17 protein-coding genes are annotated in these 15,352 nt (G+C 69.6%); 10 read left to right on the forward strand and 7 right to left on the reverse strand.

What is annotated here, in order from left to right:
* The first annotated feature begins 63 nt into the window (after nt 1-63).
* Nucleotides 64-1,446, forward strand: a complete 1,383-nt coding sequence (locus N1027_RS07685; RefSeq protein WP_259507935.1) for a magnesium chelatase ATPase subunit I — start codon at nt 64-66, stop codon at nt 1,444-1,446.
* A 203-nt stretch (nt 1,447-1,649) separates the two neighbouring features.
* Nucleotides 1,650-3,710, forward strand: a complete 2,061-nt coding sequence (locus N1027_RS07690; RefSeq protein ID WP_259507936.1) for a vWA domain-containing protein — start codon at nt 1,650-1,652, stop codon at nt 3,708-3,710.
* A gap of 101 nt (nt 3,711-3,811) precedes the next feature.
* Here N1027_RS07690 and N1027_RS07695 read toward each other — a convergent pair whose 3' ends face one another.
* The 3 genes from N1027_RS07695 to N1027_RS07705 are packed head-to-tail and all read right to left on the reverse strand — an operon-like array spanning nt 3,812 to nt 5,901.
* Entirely contained in the window at nt 3,812-4,582 is a 771-nt protein-coding gene (locus N1027_RS07695; RefSeq protein WP_259506690.1) for an SCO1664 family protein, read from the reverse strand.
* Nucleotides 4,579-5,136, reverse strand: a complete 558-nt coding sequence (locus N1027_RS07700) for a DUF3090 domain-containing protein (protein ID WP_259506691.1) — start codon at nt 5,134-5,136, stop codon at nt 4,579-4,581. The genes N1027_RS07695 and N1027_RS07700 overlap by 4 nt, the downstream gene beginning before the upstream one ends.
* Nucleotides 5,137-5,145: 9 nt before the next feature.
* Nucleotides 5,146-5,901 carry a histidine phosphatase family protein gene (locus N1027_RS07705; RefSeq protein ID WP_259506692.1) on the reverse strand — a complete coding sequence of 252 codons (756 nt, stop codon included), beginning with the start codon at nt 5,899-5,901 and terminating at the stop codon, nt 5,146-5,148.
* A 241-nt stretch (nt 5,902-6,142) separates the two neighbouring features.
* Between N1027_RS07705 and N1027_RS07710 the strand changes: the two genes are divergently transcribed.
* A complete protein-coding gene (locus tag N1027_RS07710; protein WP_259506693.1) occupies nt 6,143-7,171 on the forward strand; it encodes a TerC family protein in 1,029 nt (342 codons plus the stop codon).
* On the forward strand, nt 7,164-8,033 hold the full coding sequence (locus N1027_RS07715) for a hypothetical protein (protein ID WP_259506694.1): 870 nt from the start codon (nt 7,164-7,166) through the stop codon (nt 8,031-8,033). Before N1027_RS07710 ends, N1027_RS07715 begins: the two co-directional genes overlap by 8 nt.
* 88 nt (nt 8,034-8,121) lie before the next feature.
* Here N1027_RS07715 and N1027_RS07720 read toward each other — a convergent pair whose 3' ends face one another.
* Together N1027_RS07720 and N1027_RS07725 are read right to left on the reverse strand one after the other, a co-directional pair.
* Nucleotides 8,122-9,423 carry a wax ester/triacylglycerol synthase domain-containing protein gene (locus N1027_RS07720; RefSeq protein WP_259506695.1) on the reverse strand — a complete coding sequence of 434 codons (1,302 nt, stop codon included), beginning with the start codon at nt 9,421-9,423 and terminating at the stop codon, nt 8,122-8,124.
* 36 nt (nt 9,424-9,459) lie between these two features.
* Complete coding sequence (locus N1027_RS07725) at nt 9,460-10,260, reverse strand: SDR family oxidoreductase (RefSeq protein WP_259506696.1); 801 nt, start codon at nt 10,258-10,260, stop codon at nt 9,460-9,462.
* A 77-nt stretch (nt 10,261-10,337) separates the two neighbouring features.
* On the opposite strand from N1027_RS07725, the gene N1027_RS07730 reads away from it, so the two are divergent.
* The 6 genes from N1027_RS07730 (at nt 10,338) to N1027_RS07755 (ending at nt 14,174) form a co-directional block, all read left to right on the forward strand.
* Nucleotides 10,338-11,237, forward strand: a complete 900-nt coding sequence (locus tag N1027_RS07730; RefSeq protein ID WP_259506697.1) for a sigma-70 family RNA polymerase sigma factor — start codon at nt 10,338-10,340, stop codon at nt 11,235-11,237.
* Nucleotides 11,238-11,326: 89 nt separating this feature from the next.
* Entirely contained in the window at nt 11,327-11,533 is a 207-nt protein-coding gene (locus N1027_RS07735) for a hypothetical protein (RefSeq protein ID WP_259506698.1), read from the forward strand.
* Nucleotides 11,534-11,538: 5 nt separating this feature from the next.
* Entirely contained in the window at nt 11,539-12,315 is a 777-nt protein-coding gene (locus tag N1027_RS07740; RefSeq protein WP_259506699.1) for an SDR family NAD(P)-dependent oxidoreductase, read from the forward strand.
* Nucleotides 12,316-12,432: 117 nt separating this feature from the next.
* A complete protein-coding gene (locus tag N1027_RS07745; protein WP_259506700.1) occupies nt 12,433-13,017 on the forward strand; it encodes a hypothetical protein in 585 nt (194 codons plus the stop codon).
* Nucleotides 13,014-13,775: a ParA family protein gene (locus tag N1027_RS07750; RefSeq protein ID WP_259506702.1), complete on the forward strand. Its 762-nt coding sequence runs from the start codon at nt 13,014-13,016 to the stop codon at nt 13,773-13,775. Before N1027_RS07745 ends, N1027_RS07750 begins: the two co-directional genes overlap by 4 nt.
* Nucleotides 13,776-13,814: 39 nt before the next feature.
* The gene (locus tag N1027_RS07755; RefSeq protein WP_259506704.1) at nt 13,815-14,174 is read left to right on the forward strand and encodes a SpoIIAA family protein; all 360 of its coding nucleotides are present in this window, start codon (nt 13,815-13,817) and stop codon (nt 14,172-14,174) included.
* Nucleotides 14,175-14,186: 12 nt separating this feature from the next.
* Here the strand turns inward: N1027_RS07755 and N1027_RS07760 are convergent, their stop codons facing one another.
* Together N1027_RS07760 and N1027_RS07765 are read right to left on the reverse strand one after the other, a co-directional pair.
* A complete protein-coding gene (locus tag N1027_RS07760) occupies nt 14,187-14,480 on the reverse strand; it encodes a DUF3253 domain-containing protein (protein WP_259506705.1) in 294 nt (97 codons plus the stop codon).
* A gap of 160 nt (nt 14,481-14,640) precedes the next feature.
* A complete protein-coding gene (locus tag N1027_RS07765; RefSeq protein WP_259506715.1) occupies nt 14,641-15,327 on the reverse strand; it encodes an HAD family hydrolase in 687 nt (228 codons plus the stop codon).
* Nucleotides 15,328-15,352: the final 25 nt, after the last annotated feature.

Raw genomic sequence — 15,352 nt, forward strand, 5'->3', positions numbered from 1 at the left:
CCGGCTGAACGTGTGCGAACGGCGACAGCGGGGTCGGATTCGCGGCGTATCGTTGCTCGGGTGATGCGTCCAACCATTGCAACGGTCGGCGAACTCCGTGCCTCCGGGCACGTCGAGAAGACCTTGCGCGCCGAGATCCGCGACAACCTGCTGAACGCCCTCCGCGAGGGCCGAGACCCGTGGCCGGGGCTGCACGGCTTCGAGTCCACCGTCATTCCCCAGCTCGAGCGCGCCCTGATCGCGGGGCACGACGTGGTGCTGCTCGGCGAGCGCGGGCAGGGCAAGACCCGCCTGCTACGCACGCTGAGCGGGCTGCTAGACGAGTGGTCGCCGGTGATCGCCGGATCGGAGCTGGGCGAGCATCCGTTCGACCCCATCACCTCCGAGAGCAAGCGCCGCGCCGCCGAACTCGGCGACGAGCTGCCGATCGCGTGGCGACGACGCGAGGAGCGCTATTTCGAGAAGCTCGCCACGCCCGACACGAGCGTGGCCGACCTGATCGGCGACGTCGACCCGATGAAGGTGGCCGAAGGCCGCAGTCTCGGCGACCCGGAGACCATCCACTTCGGCCTCATCCCGCGAAGCCACCGCGGCATCGTGGCCATCAACGAGTTGCCCGACCTGGCCGAGCGAATCCAGGTGGCGATGCTGAACGTCATGGAGGAGCGCGACATCCAGATTCGCGGCTACGTGCTGCGGCTGCCGCTCGACGTGCTCGTGGTGGCCAGCGCCAACCCCGAGGACTACACGAACCGCGGCCGCATCATCACGCCGCTGAAAGACCGCTTCGGTGCTGAGATCCGCACCCATTACCCGACGGAGCTCGACGACGAGGTGGCCGTCATCCGCCAGGAGGCGGAGCTCGTGGCCGAGGTGCCCGACTACCTGGTGGAGATCCTCGCCCGCTTCACCCGTGCCCTCCGCGACTCGAACGCGGTCGACCAGCGGAGCGGCGTGAGTGCGCGCTTCGCGATCGCCGGCGCCGAGACCATCGCGGCTGCGGCCATCCACCGTGCCACCCGGCAGGGCGAGCCCGAGGCCGTGGCGCGCCCGGTCGATCTCGAGACCGCGGTCGACGTGCTCGGCGGCAAGATCGAGTTCGAGTCGGGCGAGGAGGGGCGCGAAGACGAGATCCTCGACCACCTGCTGCGCACCGCCACCGCCGAGACGGTGCGCGCGCACTTCCGCGGCATCGACTTCTCGTTGCTGGTGGATGCCCTCGAGAGCGGCATCATGGTGACCACCGGCGAGCAGGTGGCCGCGCGCGACTTCCTCGCCGGCCTGCCCTCGCTCGGCGAATCCGAGCTCTACGACGAGATCTGCGAGCGTCTGGGCGCCACCAACGACGGGCAGCGGGCCGGCGCCATCGAACTGGCGCTGGAGGGCCTCTACCTCTCCCGCAAGATCAGCAAAGACAGCGCCGGAGGCGAGACGGTCTATGGCTGAGCACGCGGTTCGCCCCGGCGGGGAGTCGGAACGACGGATGCGGCGGGTGAGTTCGGACTCGGAGTCCGTCGTTTCCGACATCCGGCCGATTTCTCCGTCGTTCGGGCGGTCGGCGACTGCCGCTGGTGCCGGTGCCGGTGCTGGTGCTGGTGCCGGTGCAGGTGGGGCGCGGGGCGTCGAGCGGGCGGGCGCCGGAGCTCGTCGTGGCTAGGGCGAACCGGCGGCTCACCCGCGGTTCCCGTTATGGCAAGTACGTCGACGGGCCCGATCCGCTCGCCCCGCCGGTCGACCTGAAAGAGGCGCTCGACGCCATCGGCGAAGACGTGATGGCCGGCTACTCGCCCGAGCAGGCGCTGCGCGAATTCCTGCGGCGGGGAGGCCGCCACCAGTCGGGTCTCGACGACCTGGCGGGCCGGGTGGCCGAACGCCGGCGCGAACTCACGCAGAAGCACAACCTCGACGGCACGCTGCGCGAGGTGAAAGAGCTGCTCGAGAAGGCCGTGCTCGCCGAGCGCAAGCAGCTCGCGCGCGATGCCCTCATGGACGAGGGCGACCGCGCCCTGGCGCAGATGCAACTCGACACCCTGCCGTCATCCGCTGCTGCCGCGGTGAGCGAGCTCAACGGCTACGACTGGAAGAGCAGTGACGCGCGCGCCGACTTCGAGAAGATCAAAGACCTGCTCGGCCGCGAGATGCTCGATCAACGCTTCGCCGGCCTGAAGAACGCGCTCGAGAACGCGACCGACGACGACCGGGCCGCCATCGCGGAGATGATGCGCGACCTCAACGAGCTGCTCGAGGCGCACAAGCGGGGCGACGACACCGAGGAGCAGTTCGACGAGTTCATGGCCGAGCACGGCGAGTACTTCCCCGAGAACCCGCAGAACATCGACGAGCTGCTCGACACTCTCGCCCAGCGCGCTGCGGCGGCCCAACGGATGCGCAACTCGATGACGCAGCAACAGCGCGACGAACTCGACGCGCTCGCCCAGCAGGCCTTCGGCTCACCCGAGCTGATGCAATCGCTCTCGCAGCTCGACGGCAATCTGCGGGCGCTCCGACCGGGCGAGAACTGGGGCGGCTCGGAGGGCATGGAGGGGTCGGAAGGCCTGGGGCTCGGCGACGGCACCGGTGTCTTCCAAGACCTCGCCGACCTCGATCAGTTGACGGAGCAGCTCTCGCAGTCCTACGACGGCTCCCGCATGGACGACCTCGATCTCGAAAAGCTGTCGCGCCAGCTCGGGTCGGAGGCGGCGGTGGATGCGCGCACGCTGCAGCAGCTCGAGAAGGCCCTGCGCGAGACCGGCACCATGAAGCGCGGCTCCGACGGCCAGCTGAAGATGACTCCCAAGGCGATGCGGCAACTCGGCAAAGCCCTGCTGCGCGATGTGGCGGAGCGGATGTCGGGCCGCCGGGGCGCTCGTGATCTGCGGCAGGCGGGGGCGGCCGGCGATCTCTCCGGGGCCACCCGCGAATGGGCCTTCGGCGACACGGAACCGTGGGATGTGACGCGAACGATCACCAATGCCGTCACCAGGGCGGTCGGCGACCGAACCGCCGGTGCCGCCAAGGGCGTGCGCATCGAGATCGGCGACGTCGAGGTGCAGGAGACCGAGGATCGCACTCAGGCCTGCGTGGCGCTGCTCGTCGACACCTCGTTCTCGATGGCGATGGACGGGCGCTGGGTGCCGATGAAGCGCACGGCGCTGGCGTTGCACACCCTGATCACGAGTCGGTTCCGGGGCGACGACCTGCAGCTGATCGGCTTCGGCCGCCACGCCGAGGTGATGGACATCGAGCAGCTCACCGGTCTCGAGGCGAAGTGGGACAAGGGCACCAACCTGCACCACGCCCTGCTGCTGGCGAATCGGCACTTCCGCAAGCATCCGAACGCCCAGCCCGTGCTGTTGATCGTGACGGATGGCGAGCCGACCTCGCACCTCGAGGCGAACGGCGAGGTGTACTTCACCTACCCGCCGCATCCGCTGACCGTCGCCTATGCCGTGCGCGAGCTCGACAACTCGATGCGCCTGGGCGCCAAGACCACCTTCTTCCGCCTGGGCGAAGACCCGGGTCTCGCCCGTTTCATCGCATCGATGGCGAAGCGGGTGGGCGGTACGGTCGTGGCGCCCGAGCTCGATGACCTGGGGGCGGCGGTGGTGGGTTCGTACCTGGGGTCGCGACGTGGCGACGACGGCCTGGATGGCGCATCCGGTGGCTCGTTCGACGACATGTTCGGGCGTGGCTGGGGCCGCTGGGGCTGATCGCGCCGGTCGAAACGACGGAGCCGCGCCGCCGTTTCGGGCTGAGGCTCCGTCGTTTCAGGCGTGACGCTGCATTCTCCGTCGTTTGACGAGCGCGCGGGTCAGAACAGCGGATACGGCACCGGCGGCATGTCACCGCTCGGCGCCGGGAAGACGGCGCGGCCACGGAGCCGGTCGAGGCGTGCGGCAAAGGCTCCGATCTCGAAATCGCTCAGCAGGCCCGACAGGGATGCGCCGAGGTCGCCGCCGAGATCGGCGCGCACCCGATCGATGGCGGTGAGTTCCTCGAGGGTGAGGTGGTCGCCCATCCAACCCCAGAGCACGGTGCGCAACTTGTGGTCGACGTGGAAGGTCAGACCGTGGTCGACGCCGTAGCGGTGACCGTCGGCCATCGGGAGCACATGGCCGCCCTTGCGGTCGGCGTTGTTCACCACCACGTCGAACACGGCCATGCGTCGGAGCGCCACGGAGTCCTCGTGGATGAGTGTCACCGGCCGGTCGCGCTCGTCGTGGCCGTCGAAGACCGCGCGCCAGCCCTCGTCGGGCACGGCGTCGGAGGCGACGAGATCGATCGCCTCCTGTTCGGGATCGACGTCTTGCCAGAGCTGCACCATGCCGCGGCCGAAGGGGCCGTCTCGCAGCCAGGTGCGGGGCACGACGTTCCAGCCGAACGATTCCGACACCAGGTAAGCCGCGACTTCGCGGTGGGCGAGCTTGCCGTCGGGAAAATCCCAGAGCGGCTGTTCGCCGGCGATCGGCTTGTAGACGACCTCGGTGTCGCCGATGTAGCCGGTGAAGGTGGCGTTCGAGGCCGTCGTGATGCGGTCGGTGAGCTGCAGCTCGCCGTCGATCGGATCGGCCTCCGTCGTCACAGCTCGCCGGGCAGGGGGCAGACGTGCCCCTCCGGGTCGATGGGGGTGCCGCAGAGCGGGCAGAGCGGGCGGCCCGCACCGACGATTTCGCGCGTACGTTTGGCGAACGCCCGGGCCGTGCCCACCGGCATCCGCACCAGCAGCACCTCTTCAGGCTCGAGATCGTCTTCGTCGAGGGTCTCGACCTCGTCGGCGTCGACGATCACCAGCGGATAGGCCTCGATCACCAGCTGGGCGGTCGACGGGTCCCAGCCGAGCCCCATCGCCCCGGTGCGGAATTGCTCGTCGACGGGCTGCTCGAGCGGGTCGTTGTCGACCAGTTCCACGGGCGTGGTCGCCGGCACGCTGAACGGATTGCCCTCGTTCACCATGAGCTCGTCGAGGATCTCGTCGATCTTCTCGGCCAGCAGGGCTGACTGCTCCTTCTCGAGTGCGGCACTGAGCACCCGGCGGCCGGTGCGTACCTGCAGGTAGAAGGTGCGCGATCCGGGTTGGCCGACCGTGCCGATGACCACGCGATCGGGCCAGTCGAACTCGTGAGCGATTGTGGGCATGGGGATATTTTAGGAGCGCCTGGTGGCGGGCGCCTGTGCGGTGGCCGTATCCGTGCCCGCATCCGCTTCGCCGCCCGTCGGGCCTGCGCCGCCGCCCACCGGCGCATCCGCCACCGGGGCCGACCTGCGGAGCCAGGAGAGGTCGCCGGAGTCGGTGTTGGTCGAGATGACGTCCGGCCGATTCGCGCCGTAACGCACGATGGAGACGGATGCCGGCGCGACACTGATGCGCTGGAACAGGTCGAGGTGCATGCCGAGGGCGTCGGCGAGGATCGACTTGATGACGTCTCCGTGGCTCACCGCCACCCACACGGCGCCCGGTCCGTGCTCGGCCTCGATCGCAGCGTCGTGCCGTCGGATCGCGGAGACCGCGCGGGCCTGCATCGCGGCCAGCGACTCGCCTCCGGGAAAGACGGCGGCCGACGGCTGCGTCTGCACCACTGTCCAAAGCTTCTCCTGGGCGAGCTCGCGCAGGGTGCGGCCCTGCCAGTCGCCGTAGTCGCACTCGGTGAGGGCGTCGTCGATCTCGAGCGGCGCATCCGTCTCGCCGCGCTGCCGGTCGAGGATGTACGAAGCCGTCTGTCGACAGCGCTCCAGTGGGCTCGACACCACACCGACGAGCGGAGCCGCCGCCAACCGCTCCGCGGTGCGGGATGCCTGCTCGCGCCCCACGGCGTCGAGTTCGACCCCCGGTGCCCGCCCGGCGAGCACGCCCTCGACGTTCGCGGTGGTGCGCCCGTGCCGCACGAGGATGACTGTGGCCATGCGGGCAAGCCTAGACGCGAGCTGCTCCGACGGTCGCACCTGAGGAGAACGTCTGAATCGCAGCGCGGATTCGGGCGACGGCCGCGGTCTGCGATAGCGTTGGAGGCAACAAGGGGAGTACTCCCGACTGCGGTCGGCTCGTCAATACGGATGCACTCGCATCTCGGGCCACCGGTTCTGCTCAGGCGGAGCGGAGGAGACCTTGGCGTCATTGTCAACGCCTAGCCCTTTGGAGTTCCCCGTGCAGATCACGCCGCTGGTCTGGATCGTCACGATCGCCGTCACGATCCTCTTCTTCGTCTACGAGTTCTTCGCCCACGTGCGGAAGCCGCACGAACCCACCATCGCCGAATCGGCGCGGTGGTCGGCGTTCTACATCTCGCTCGCCCTTCTCTTCGGGGTGGGCATCGGGGTCGTCTCGGGCTGGAACTATGGCGGCGAGTACTTCGCCGGCTACCTCACCGAGAAGGCCTTGTCGATCGACAACCTCTTCGTCTTCCTGCTCGTGATGGGCGCCTTCGCCGTGCCCAAGGCCTTCCAGCAGAAGGTGCTGATGATCGGCATCGTCATCGCGCTCATCCTGCGCGGCGGGTTCATCGCGGCCGGGTCGACGCTGATCGAGAACTTCTCGTGGATCTTCTATCTGTTCGGCGCGCTGCTGCTCTTCCTCGCCTATCGCCAGGCGTTCGGGTCGCACGACTCGAACCCCGCCGACGGTCGCTTCATGCGCTTCGTGCGACGGCACCTCCCGGTGAGTGACGAATACCACGGCGACAAGCTCACCGTGGTGAAGAATGGCGCCCGCTTCGTGACGCCGATGTTCTTGACGATCATCGCGATCGGATTCATCGACCTGGTCTTCGCCGTCGACTCCATCCCCGCGATCTACGGGCTCACCAACGAGGCCTACATCGTGTTCACTGCCAACGCGTTCGCGTTGATGGGGCTGCGGCAGCTGTTCTTCCTCATCGGCGGGCTGCTCGAACGCCTCGTCTACCTCTCGCAGGGGCTCGCCGTCATCCTCGCGTTCATCGGGGTGAAGCTCGTGTTCCACGCGCTGCACGTCAACGAGCTGCCGTTCATCAACGGCGGCGAGCACATCTCGTGGATTCCCGAGATCCCGATCTGGTTCTCCTTGCTGTTCATCGGCGCCACGATCGCGGTCGCGACGGTGGCGAGTCTTCTCGCCACCCGCGGGCGCCCGCGGACCACGCCCGGTTCCACCACTCCTCCCGAACTCACCGAACCCCGAAAGGCACTTCATGAGTAACATCTCGCGACTTCTCGGCCTGGCCCAGAAGGCCCTCGACAAGGCCGTGTCGGCATCTGACGGGCCGCGTTCGCAAGCGCAGCCACAGTCGCAGCCGCAGTCGCAGCCGCAGCCGACGAGACCGGTGCCCGCTGCCCAGGCTGCGTCCACCCCGCCCGCCGCGCGAGCCGCCCGGGCCGCAGCGTCCGATCCGGCAGACCGGGCGGCGATCGCCCGTTACGACTACCTGCTGCAGACCGCCGACCCTCACCAGATCGAGCAGGTGCACCGTGAGGCCTTCGAACGGCTCACGCCGGCCCAGCGAGCGCAGATCGACGAGCGGATGCGCGCGGAGTTGCCCGGGCACGAGCATCCGCGGTCCTCGCGACCCGACGACTTGGCCCGTGCCGCGACGCGCACGGAAATGGGTCGGCCCGGCATGTTGCGCGGTCTGCTCGCCCGAGCCGGCGGGCGCGGAACATCCGGATCCCGCACGGGCGCCGGTGGCGCGATGGGCGGCGCTGTCGCCGGTGCCGGCCTTGCCGCCGGCGGGATGCTGGCCGCCGTCGCCGGTGGCGCCGTCGTCAGTTCGGTCGCGGGGCCGCTGCTCGAACAGGCGACGTCGCTCGGCGTCGACTTCGATGCGCTGGCCGGGGCCGTCGACGTCGAGGCGCTGACCGGTGGGGTCGAGGGCTTGGCCGGTGGGGTCGAGGGCCTCACCGGAGGCGTGGAGGGCCTCACCGGCGGGGTCGACGAGGTGGCGGCCGGCGCGGGCGAGACGGTCTCGGGGCTCGGCGATCAGGTCTCCGGCCTCGGCGATCAGGTTCGAGAGCTGGCTTCAGGATTCGAGATTCCGGGCCTCGGCGACCTCTTCCGTCGCTGATGCCGCTCGGTCGGGCGCTCTGATTCGGCCCGGCTGACCCGCGCGTTTTGGCGCTACCCGACCTCTCCTTTTCGCGAAAAGCCGCGGTTCAAGCGCTCGTGCGACGGGGTGGGGTCGGGTGTGCCGCTTGGTGGAGTTCGGTGTAGGACGCGGCGACGGCGTCGGCGAGTGCGTGCACGCGGGGCAGGGCGGTGGGATCGGTGCAGAAGCCGATGCCCACGTCGCCGGCATTCGAGATCGCGGCGATGCGCAGGGCGTGGTGCGCCGCCGGTTCCGATGACGAGAACAGCTGCTCGACGCGCCGCCCGGCGACGGAGACGGTGTACCGGGGGCCGGGCACGTTCGAGACCGCCACGCTGAACTCGCGAGCGCTGCCGGCGATCCGTTGCGCTATTTCGCCCGCCACGCCCAGTCGGCCGAGCGCATGGAACAGGTCGTAGAGCAGTGCGGCGTCGTCGAGCTGTTTCTCGGCGCGGGTGTGGTCACTGATGCGGTCGAGCCGGCGAAGCGGATCGGATTCGCCGAGGAAGAGGTCGACGTCGATGAAGGAGTCGCGGTTGCCGAGATCGGCGGCGTCTTCGTCGCGATGATGCAGACTGACGGGAATCCGGGCGTGCACGTCGAGCCCGGAGTGGTGGTCGCCGAGCCAGGTGCGGAGTCCGCCGGAGACGATGGCGAGCAGCACGTCGTTGACCGTGGCGTGGGCCGGGCGGGAGGCGCCGATCGCCTTGAGGCCCTCCAGCGGTGCCGAGGTGAAGGCGAGCTCCCGGGCGCCCGTGATCGGCCTGTCGAAGGGTGAATGCGAGCCCGGCCGGCCGAGCTCACGCGCGACGACGCCCGGCATCCGTCGCCATTGCTCGCGTCGGGTGGGTTCGGCTGATGCTGCGCGGGTGCCGACGGGGTGCATCGGGGCGTCGTGCGGGTCGAGGAGGATGCCTTCGAGAAAGCGCATGCCGGCGATGCCGTCGACCATGGCGTGGTGCATGCGCGCGGCGATCGCCTCGGTGCCGTCGGCCAGCGGGCCGATGAGGTCGAGTGTCCACAACGGCTGCGACCGATCGAGGTGCTCCGACATCAGTTCGCCGAGCACCCGCCGCAGATCGCTTCGGGTGGCGCACTCCGGGCCCGCCCGACGTCGCACGTGGTGGGTGATGTCGAAAGCGTCGGCCGGCACCCAGCTCGGTCCGTCGGTGCTGTCGTTCGCAACACGTTCTGTCGCGCGGGGCTGGGTTGGCAGCCGGGCCGACACCGCCGCGCGGAGGGCGTCGAGATCGAGCGGCGTTCCGGGGGCCAGGATCATCAGCTTGAGCGTGTGGCCGGTCAGCACGGCAGACTCGAGCGCGAGGATGCGCGCGTCATCCTCGGAAAGACGATCCCCCTCGCCGGCCATTGCGGCCAGCCTACTGAGGACGGGTCGGCCGGAGCATCATCGCACGGGCGACGTCACCCGTTCCGCGAGGAAATCGCTCCAGGTGCGATGCCCGCGCTCGGTGTCGGTGTCGGCGAGGTTGTCGCCCGCGCGATAGGCGCGTCCGACGGCGCCGGGTAGGCGCACGGGTAACGACGGGCGGCGTCGCGGGGGGCGGCCGTTCGCCCGGGCCTGCGCCTCCGCGGCGGCATAGGCGGCAGCGAGCTGAGGGATGTCGAGCACCTCCGGTCCGGCGAGGTCGGGCACTCGGCCGGCCGGCGCCTCGAGGGTGAGCGCGGTGAGCCGTGCGGCCACTTCGTCGCGGTCGACGGGTTCGAAGCGGAGGCCTCGGGGTGCCGGCAGAAGAGGAAGTCTCGCCATCGAACGCACGATCGGGAGCACGAAGTCGTGCAGCTGAGCGACACGAAGCACCGTCCACGGCAGCCCGGATTCGGCGAGGGTGCGCTCGGCAGCAGCCTTCGCCCGGAAGTAGCCGATCGGCATCCGGTCAGCCCCGATCACCGAGATCATCACGATGTGCCGCACCCCGGCTACCCGGGCTGCATTGACGAGGGTGCGCGCTGCGACGTCGTCGCCCTTCGCGCCGCCGGCGAGGTGCAGCACGACCTCGACACCGCTCAGCGCGGCATCCACACCCCGGCCGGTGACGGTGTCGCCCCCGACGTGCTCGATGCCAGGGGAGTCCGCCCCCGGGTGGCGGGTGAGAATCCGAACGGACCGGCCGGCTTCGACCAGCCACGGCACGACGCGGCGGCCGATGGTGCCGGTGCCTCCGGTCACGAGAATGGGGGCGTTCATGATTGGCTTCCTTCCATGTCACAACGGCGTGCGTGTGTTCGTCGGGAAGGTGACGATCGAACACGGGGAGACGTGACATGACCGACCGCACGGATCTTGCAGGACGCTTCGAGCAGCAACGCCCACGGCTACGGGCGATCGCGGCCCAGCTGCTCGGATCGACGGCCGACGCCGACGACGCCGTGCAAGAGACCTGGCTGCGCCTCGAGCGGGTCGATGACACCGGCATCCGGAATCTGGATGCGTGGCTGACGACCGTCGTGTCGCGGGTGAGCCTCGACCTGTTGCGTGCGCCTCGCCGCACGCGGGAGAGCTCGTGGCAGGTCTCGCCCTGGCGCGACGAGCCGGTGGCGGTCACGCCCGATCCGGCCGAGGTCGTCGCCGATGCCGACGGAGTGAGCGTGGCCCTGCTGGTGGTGCTCGAACGGCTGAGCCCCGCCGAACGCATCGCCTTCGTGCTGCACGACGTGTTCGGTCAGCCCTTCGAGCAGATCGCTGCCGTGCTGGACCGCTCGCCGGATGCCGCCCGGCAGCTCGCGTCGCGGGGTCGCCGGAGGGTGCGGGGCGGACCTGCTTCCTCGCTCGGCTCGGCCCCGTCGTCGACTGCCTCACCGACCGATCGGGCCACCAGCCGCCGCATCGTGGATGCCTGGTTGCTCGCGGCCGAGGGCGGCGACTTCCGGGCCCTGCTCAGTCTCCTCGACGACGATGCGGTGCTGCACGCCGACTTCGGCGCGAGCAGTCAGGTGATCGAGGGCGCCGCGTCGATCGCGTCACAGGCGGTTCTGTCTGCCCGGCTCGCAGCGCATTCGATGCCCGTGCTCATCGGTGGTCTGCCGGGGGTCGCTGCGGTGCTGAACGATCAGGTGGTGTCGATCATGGCGTTCGACATCCGGGGCGATCGGATCGTGGGCCTTCGTGTGCTGGCCGATCCGCGCCGCCTCGAGTCCCTCGGTGTGCGAGACGCACTCGACTGAGGTTCGCTGGCAATACGGTGGGTGTTCATCAGGTGTCGACGTCGCTGTCCGAGGATTGGAGCACGACTTCCGACGACGAGGAGGAACCCATGGGACTCTGGATCAGCATCGGCGCCCTCGCAGCCATCGTGACGGTGATCGGCACCGCGATGGGCATCCGTCAGCGGCGGGCCGGCGACTACCAGGAACGCTTGGATGCCCGTGACCAGCCGAACCGTCTGCACGACGAGGGTCAGAAGATGGCGGCCGTGAGCCTCGCGCATCGCTCCGGATCCGGCCGTTTCGGCAGCTTTTGAGCGCGATGTCGGAGACGGATGCGCTCACGTCGTTCGTGGTCACCGGTGGCGCCCAGGGCGTGGGTCGCACCATCGCGGAGCATCTGAGCACCATCGGGCACGTCGTCGTCATCGACGTGCGGGAGGTGCACGTCGGCGACCCTGCGGTCGGCAGTCCCGATCGACGCGATGGCTCCCTCGAATTCGTCGTCGGTGACGCGGGCGACCCGGTAGTGGCCGGCGAAGCAGCCGCGAGGGCGGAGCGGGCTGCGCCGTTGGCCGGTTGGGTGAACAACGCGGCCATCCTGCGCGACGCGGGCTTGGCGACATCCGCTCCCGACGACATCCTCGCCCTCATCACCGCCAACCTGCGTCTGGCGGTGACCGGCACCCAGGTCGCGGTGAACCACTTTCTCGCCCGACGCCGTCAGGGAGCGATCGTGAATGTGTCATCGCATCAAGCTCAACGTCCCGTGCGCGGCGCGCTCCCGTACGCGACGGCGAAGGCCGCGGTGGATGGGCTGACACGCGCGACCGCCGTGGATCACGGGCCCGACGGCATCCGGGCGAACGCGGTCGCGCTGGGGTCGATCAGCACACCCCGGTACGACGCCTACCGGCTCGAGCACCCGCACGCCGACGCGGAGATGGCGGTGCTGCATCCGCTCGGTCGGGTGGGCTCGCCCGACGAGGTGGCCAGGGCCGTCGCGTTCCTTCTGTCACCGGATGCGGCGTTCATCACGGGAGCGGTGCTCCCGGTCGACGGGGGTCGGTCGGCGCAGGGCCTCGACCCCGAGTCGTGATGCGGGTACTCGCGGGAACCCGCGCCGGCTGTCGCCGATTATTCACGACCTCGCCATCGACAATTCACTAGGGTGGAAAGCGGAACCGTAGCGGTCTGTCGAGTGGAGGTGCGCGGGATGGCGCAGGTGAAGACGTCGCAGAAGAAGTCGGGCAAGAAGAAGTCGGCTGCCAAGAAGTCTGCTGCCAAGAATTCGGCAGCGAAGTCGGCCCCCACGTCAGCCGAGACGAAGTCCGGCAAGCAGAGGGCGAAGAAGGCCCTGGCCCGTGCCGAGAAGTCGGTTCGCCGGGCTCATGACGCCGTTCGCAAGTCGAGCAAGAAGCTCCGCCGGAAGGCCCTGGCACTGTCGAAGGAGACGGAGAAGCTGGCCGCGAAGCAGGCGAAGGCGGAGAGCCGGCTTGCGAGCGCCGCGGCCGCTCCCGCTCCCGCGCCCGCTCCGAAGCCCGCAGCGGCGGCACCCGTGCCTGCACCCGCGCCCGCGCCCGCGCGGACGGCCGCACCGGTGCGCCGTGCGCCGAGAACGTCGAAGCCGCCGACGCCCGCGAAGGCCGCCCCGGCCGCGCCTGCGCCAGCGGCCCCGACCGTGACCGAACTGCGCGAACAGGCCAAGGCGAAGAAGATCGCCGGATATTCGCGGATGAACAGGGCTGCGTTGACGACAGCGCTCCGCTCTCCGACGCCGCGGTCGACCCCCCGAGCGTGAAAGTCGTCGCGGTCTACAGCACCAAGGGCGGTGTCGGCAAGACGACTGCGGCGGTGAACCTCGCCTGGGAGGCGTCGAAGCACTTTCGCGTGCTGCTGTGGGATCTCGATCCGCAGGGCGCCACCACCTTCCTGCTCCAGGTGAAGCCGAAGGTGAAGGGTGGGGTGGGCGCTCTCGTCGCCGGTGAGAGCAAGGTGGGGCGCGCCATCCGGTCCACCGCCTTCCGCGACCTCGACGTGCTGCCGGCGGATGCGAGCTATCGCGACCTCGACCTGGTGTTCGACCACGCGAAGAAATCGGATCGCCGCATCGCCAAGATCCTCGACCAGGTGGCCTCCGACTACGACGTGGTCATTCTCGATTGCCCGCCCGGAGCGGCGCTCGTCGCCGAGAACGCGGTGTTCTCGGCCGATGCGGTCGTGGTTCCGCTCGTGCCGTCGCCGTTGAGCATGCGATCGCTGGAGCAGGTCACCGAGTTCGTGGCGGCGTCGGTGTCGAAGGCGCGTGTCGTGGCGTTCTTCTCCATGGTCGATCGCCGCAAGACGCTGCACCGGGCGACGGTCGCCGACCTGCCCGGAGCCGAGCGGTCGGTGACGGATGTCGTGGTTCCGGCGACCGTGCAGATCGAACGGATGGGCACGGAGCGCGCTCCCATCGGGAGCTATGCGCCGAACTCCGAAGCGGCGCGAGCGTTCGGGGGCCTCTGGGAGATCGTGCGCACCACCATCAAGCCGAAGCACGCCAAGCCCCGCCGGTGACCCGGTGGTGGCCAGCTCGTCATGGGGCATGATGGGCTCATGCTCACCGGACACCAGCTTGCTGAGACCCACATCTTCGAGATCTCCTACTCCGGTGCGGTCGACGCGGCCGAGTTCGAGGCGCTGCGCGATCAGCTCGTGGCCTTTCTCGACGCCAACGACCCCGCCGATCTCCTGGCCGTCTACCACGACCTCGAGCTCGCGAAGATCGAGCCGAAGGCGCTCTGGGAAGACCTCCGCTCCGCCGGCCTTGAGAAGAAGGTGCGGCGAGCGGCGCTTCTGACGGATGCCGCCTGGCTGGCCACCATGGCGCGTGGCGCCTCGCTGTTCATCAAGGCCGACGTGCGGGTCTTCGGTCTCGCCGAGCGCGACGCGGCGCTCGCCTGGTTGCAGTCGTAGGAGGCTTCGCTCTCAGAGCGCCCGGCGACGGATGCGGATCGCACCCCTCGCCGTGGCGAGGTCGACCGTCTCGCCCTTCTGGGTGATCACCACTTCGCCCTGATCGACCAGTCGCTGCGCGGCGTCGCGCGCCGGCTGCATCAGGTCACGCCACTCCTCGCCACCCACCGCCCGCGCGGCATCCGAGGGGCAGATCGTCGACGTGGGGGCACGCCTTTCGAGGAGATCGCGGATGGCTCCCTCGAGGGCGTGATCGATGCCGACCGCCCCGTGCTCAGCCGGAGGGGTTCTCGACGGGCGTGCCATCGGGCGCGGTTCCCTCGTCGGGGTCGACCTCGTCGGGCGTGGTGTGCTCGGGTTTCGGATCACTCATGCGTGCACTCCTCGAATCGTCAGGTTGTTCTCGACGCTACGCCTCTTCGCGGATTCGGCATCGGCCGATCGTGAAGCACCGCGACATCCGTTCTCACTCCGACCCGGCGAGGCGTGCGGGGCCGGCGTCGGCGACGGTCGCGAGGATCGCCGACACGTCGTCGAACACCTCGGCCGCGCCCCCGTCGCGCAGTTCCGCCGCCGCGATTCCTCCCGACAGCACGCCGAGTGACCGCACGCCGGCCCGGCCGGCCGCCTCCGCGTCCCACCGGGTGTCTCCGATCATCACGGCCTCGCTCGCCGACACCCCCGCGCGCTCCAGAGCGACGCCGATGATGTCCGGATCGGGTTTCGCGGTCGTCACGTCGTCGGCCGTCGTCGCCGCGTGCAGAAAATCGTCGACGTCGAGGCACGCACGCAGCGCCTCGAACTCCTCCGGCGGGGCGGAGGTGGCGAGCACCACCCGCACTCCCGCTTCGCTCAGCCGCGCGATCAAATCGCGCGCCCCGTCGAAGCGACGCAGCCGCGGATGGAGCTTCTCGTAGTGCGCCGCATGGCGCTCCTTGGCCCGATCGCCGAGCTCGTCGGCCCGATCGCCGAGCAGCGCCTCGAGCAGCTTGCTGGAGTCGAGGGCGATCGCCCGGTGCACGCGCCAGGCGTCGACTGCGACCCCCACGTCGTCGAAGGCGCGCGTCCAGGCGTCGACGTGGAGGTAGTTGGAGTCGATCAGAGTGCCGTCGATGTCGAATAACGCGGCCCGAAGAGCGGATGAGTGTGCCATACGCCACTGAACCACCGCTTCGACA

It is taken from the genome of Herbiconiux aconitum, assembly GCF_024979235.1.
Lineage (GTDB): Bacteria > Actinomycetota > Actinomycetes > Actinomycetales > Microbacteriaceae > Herbiconiux > Herbiconiux aconitum.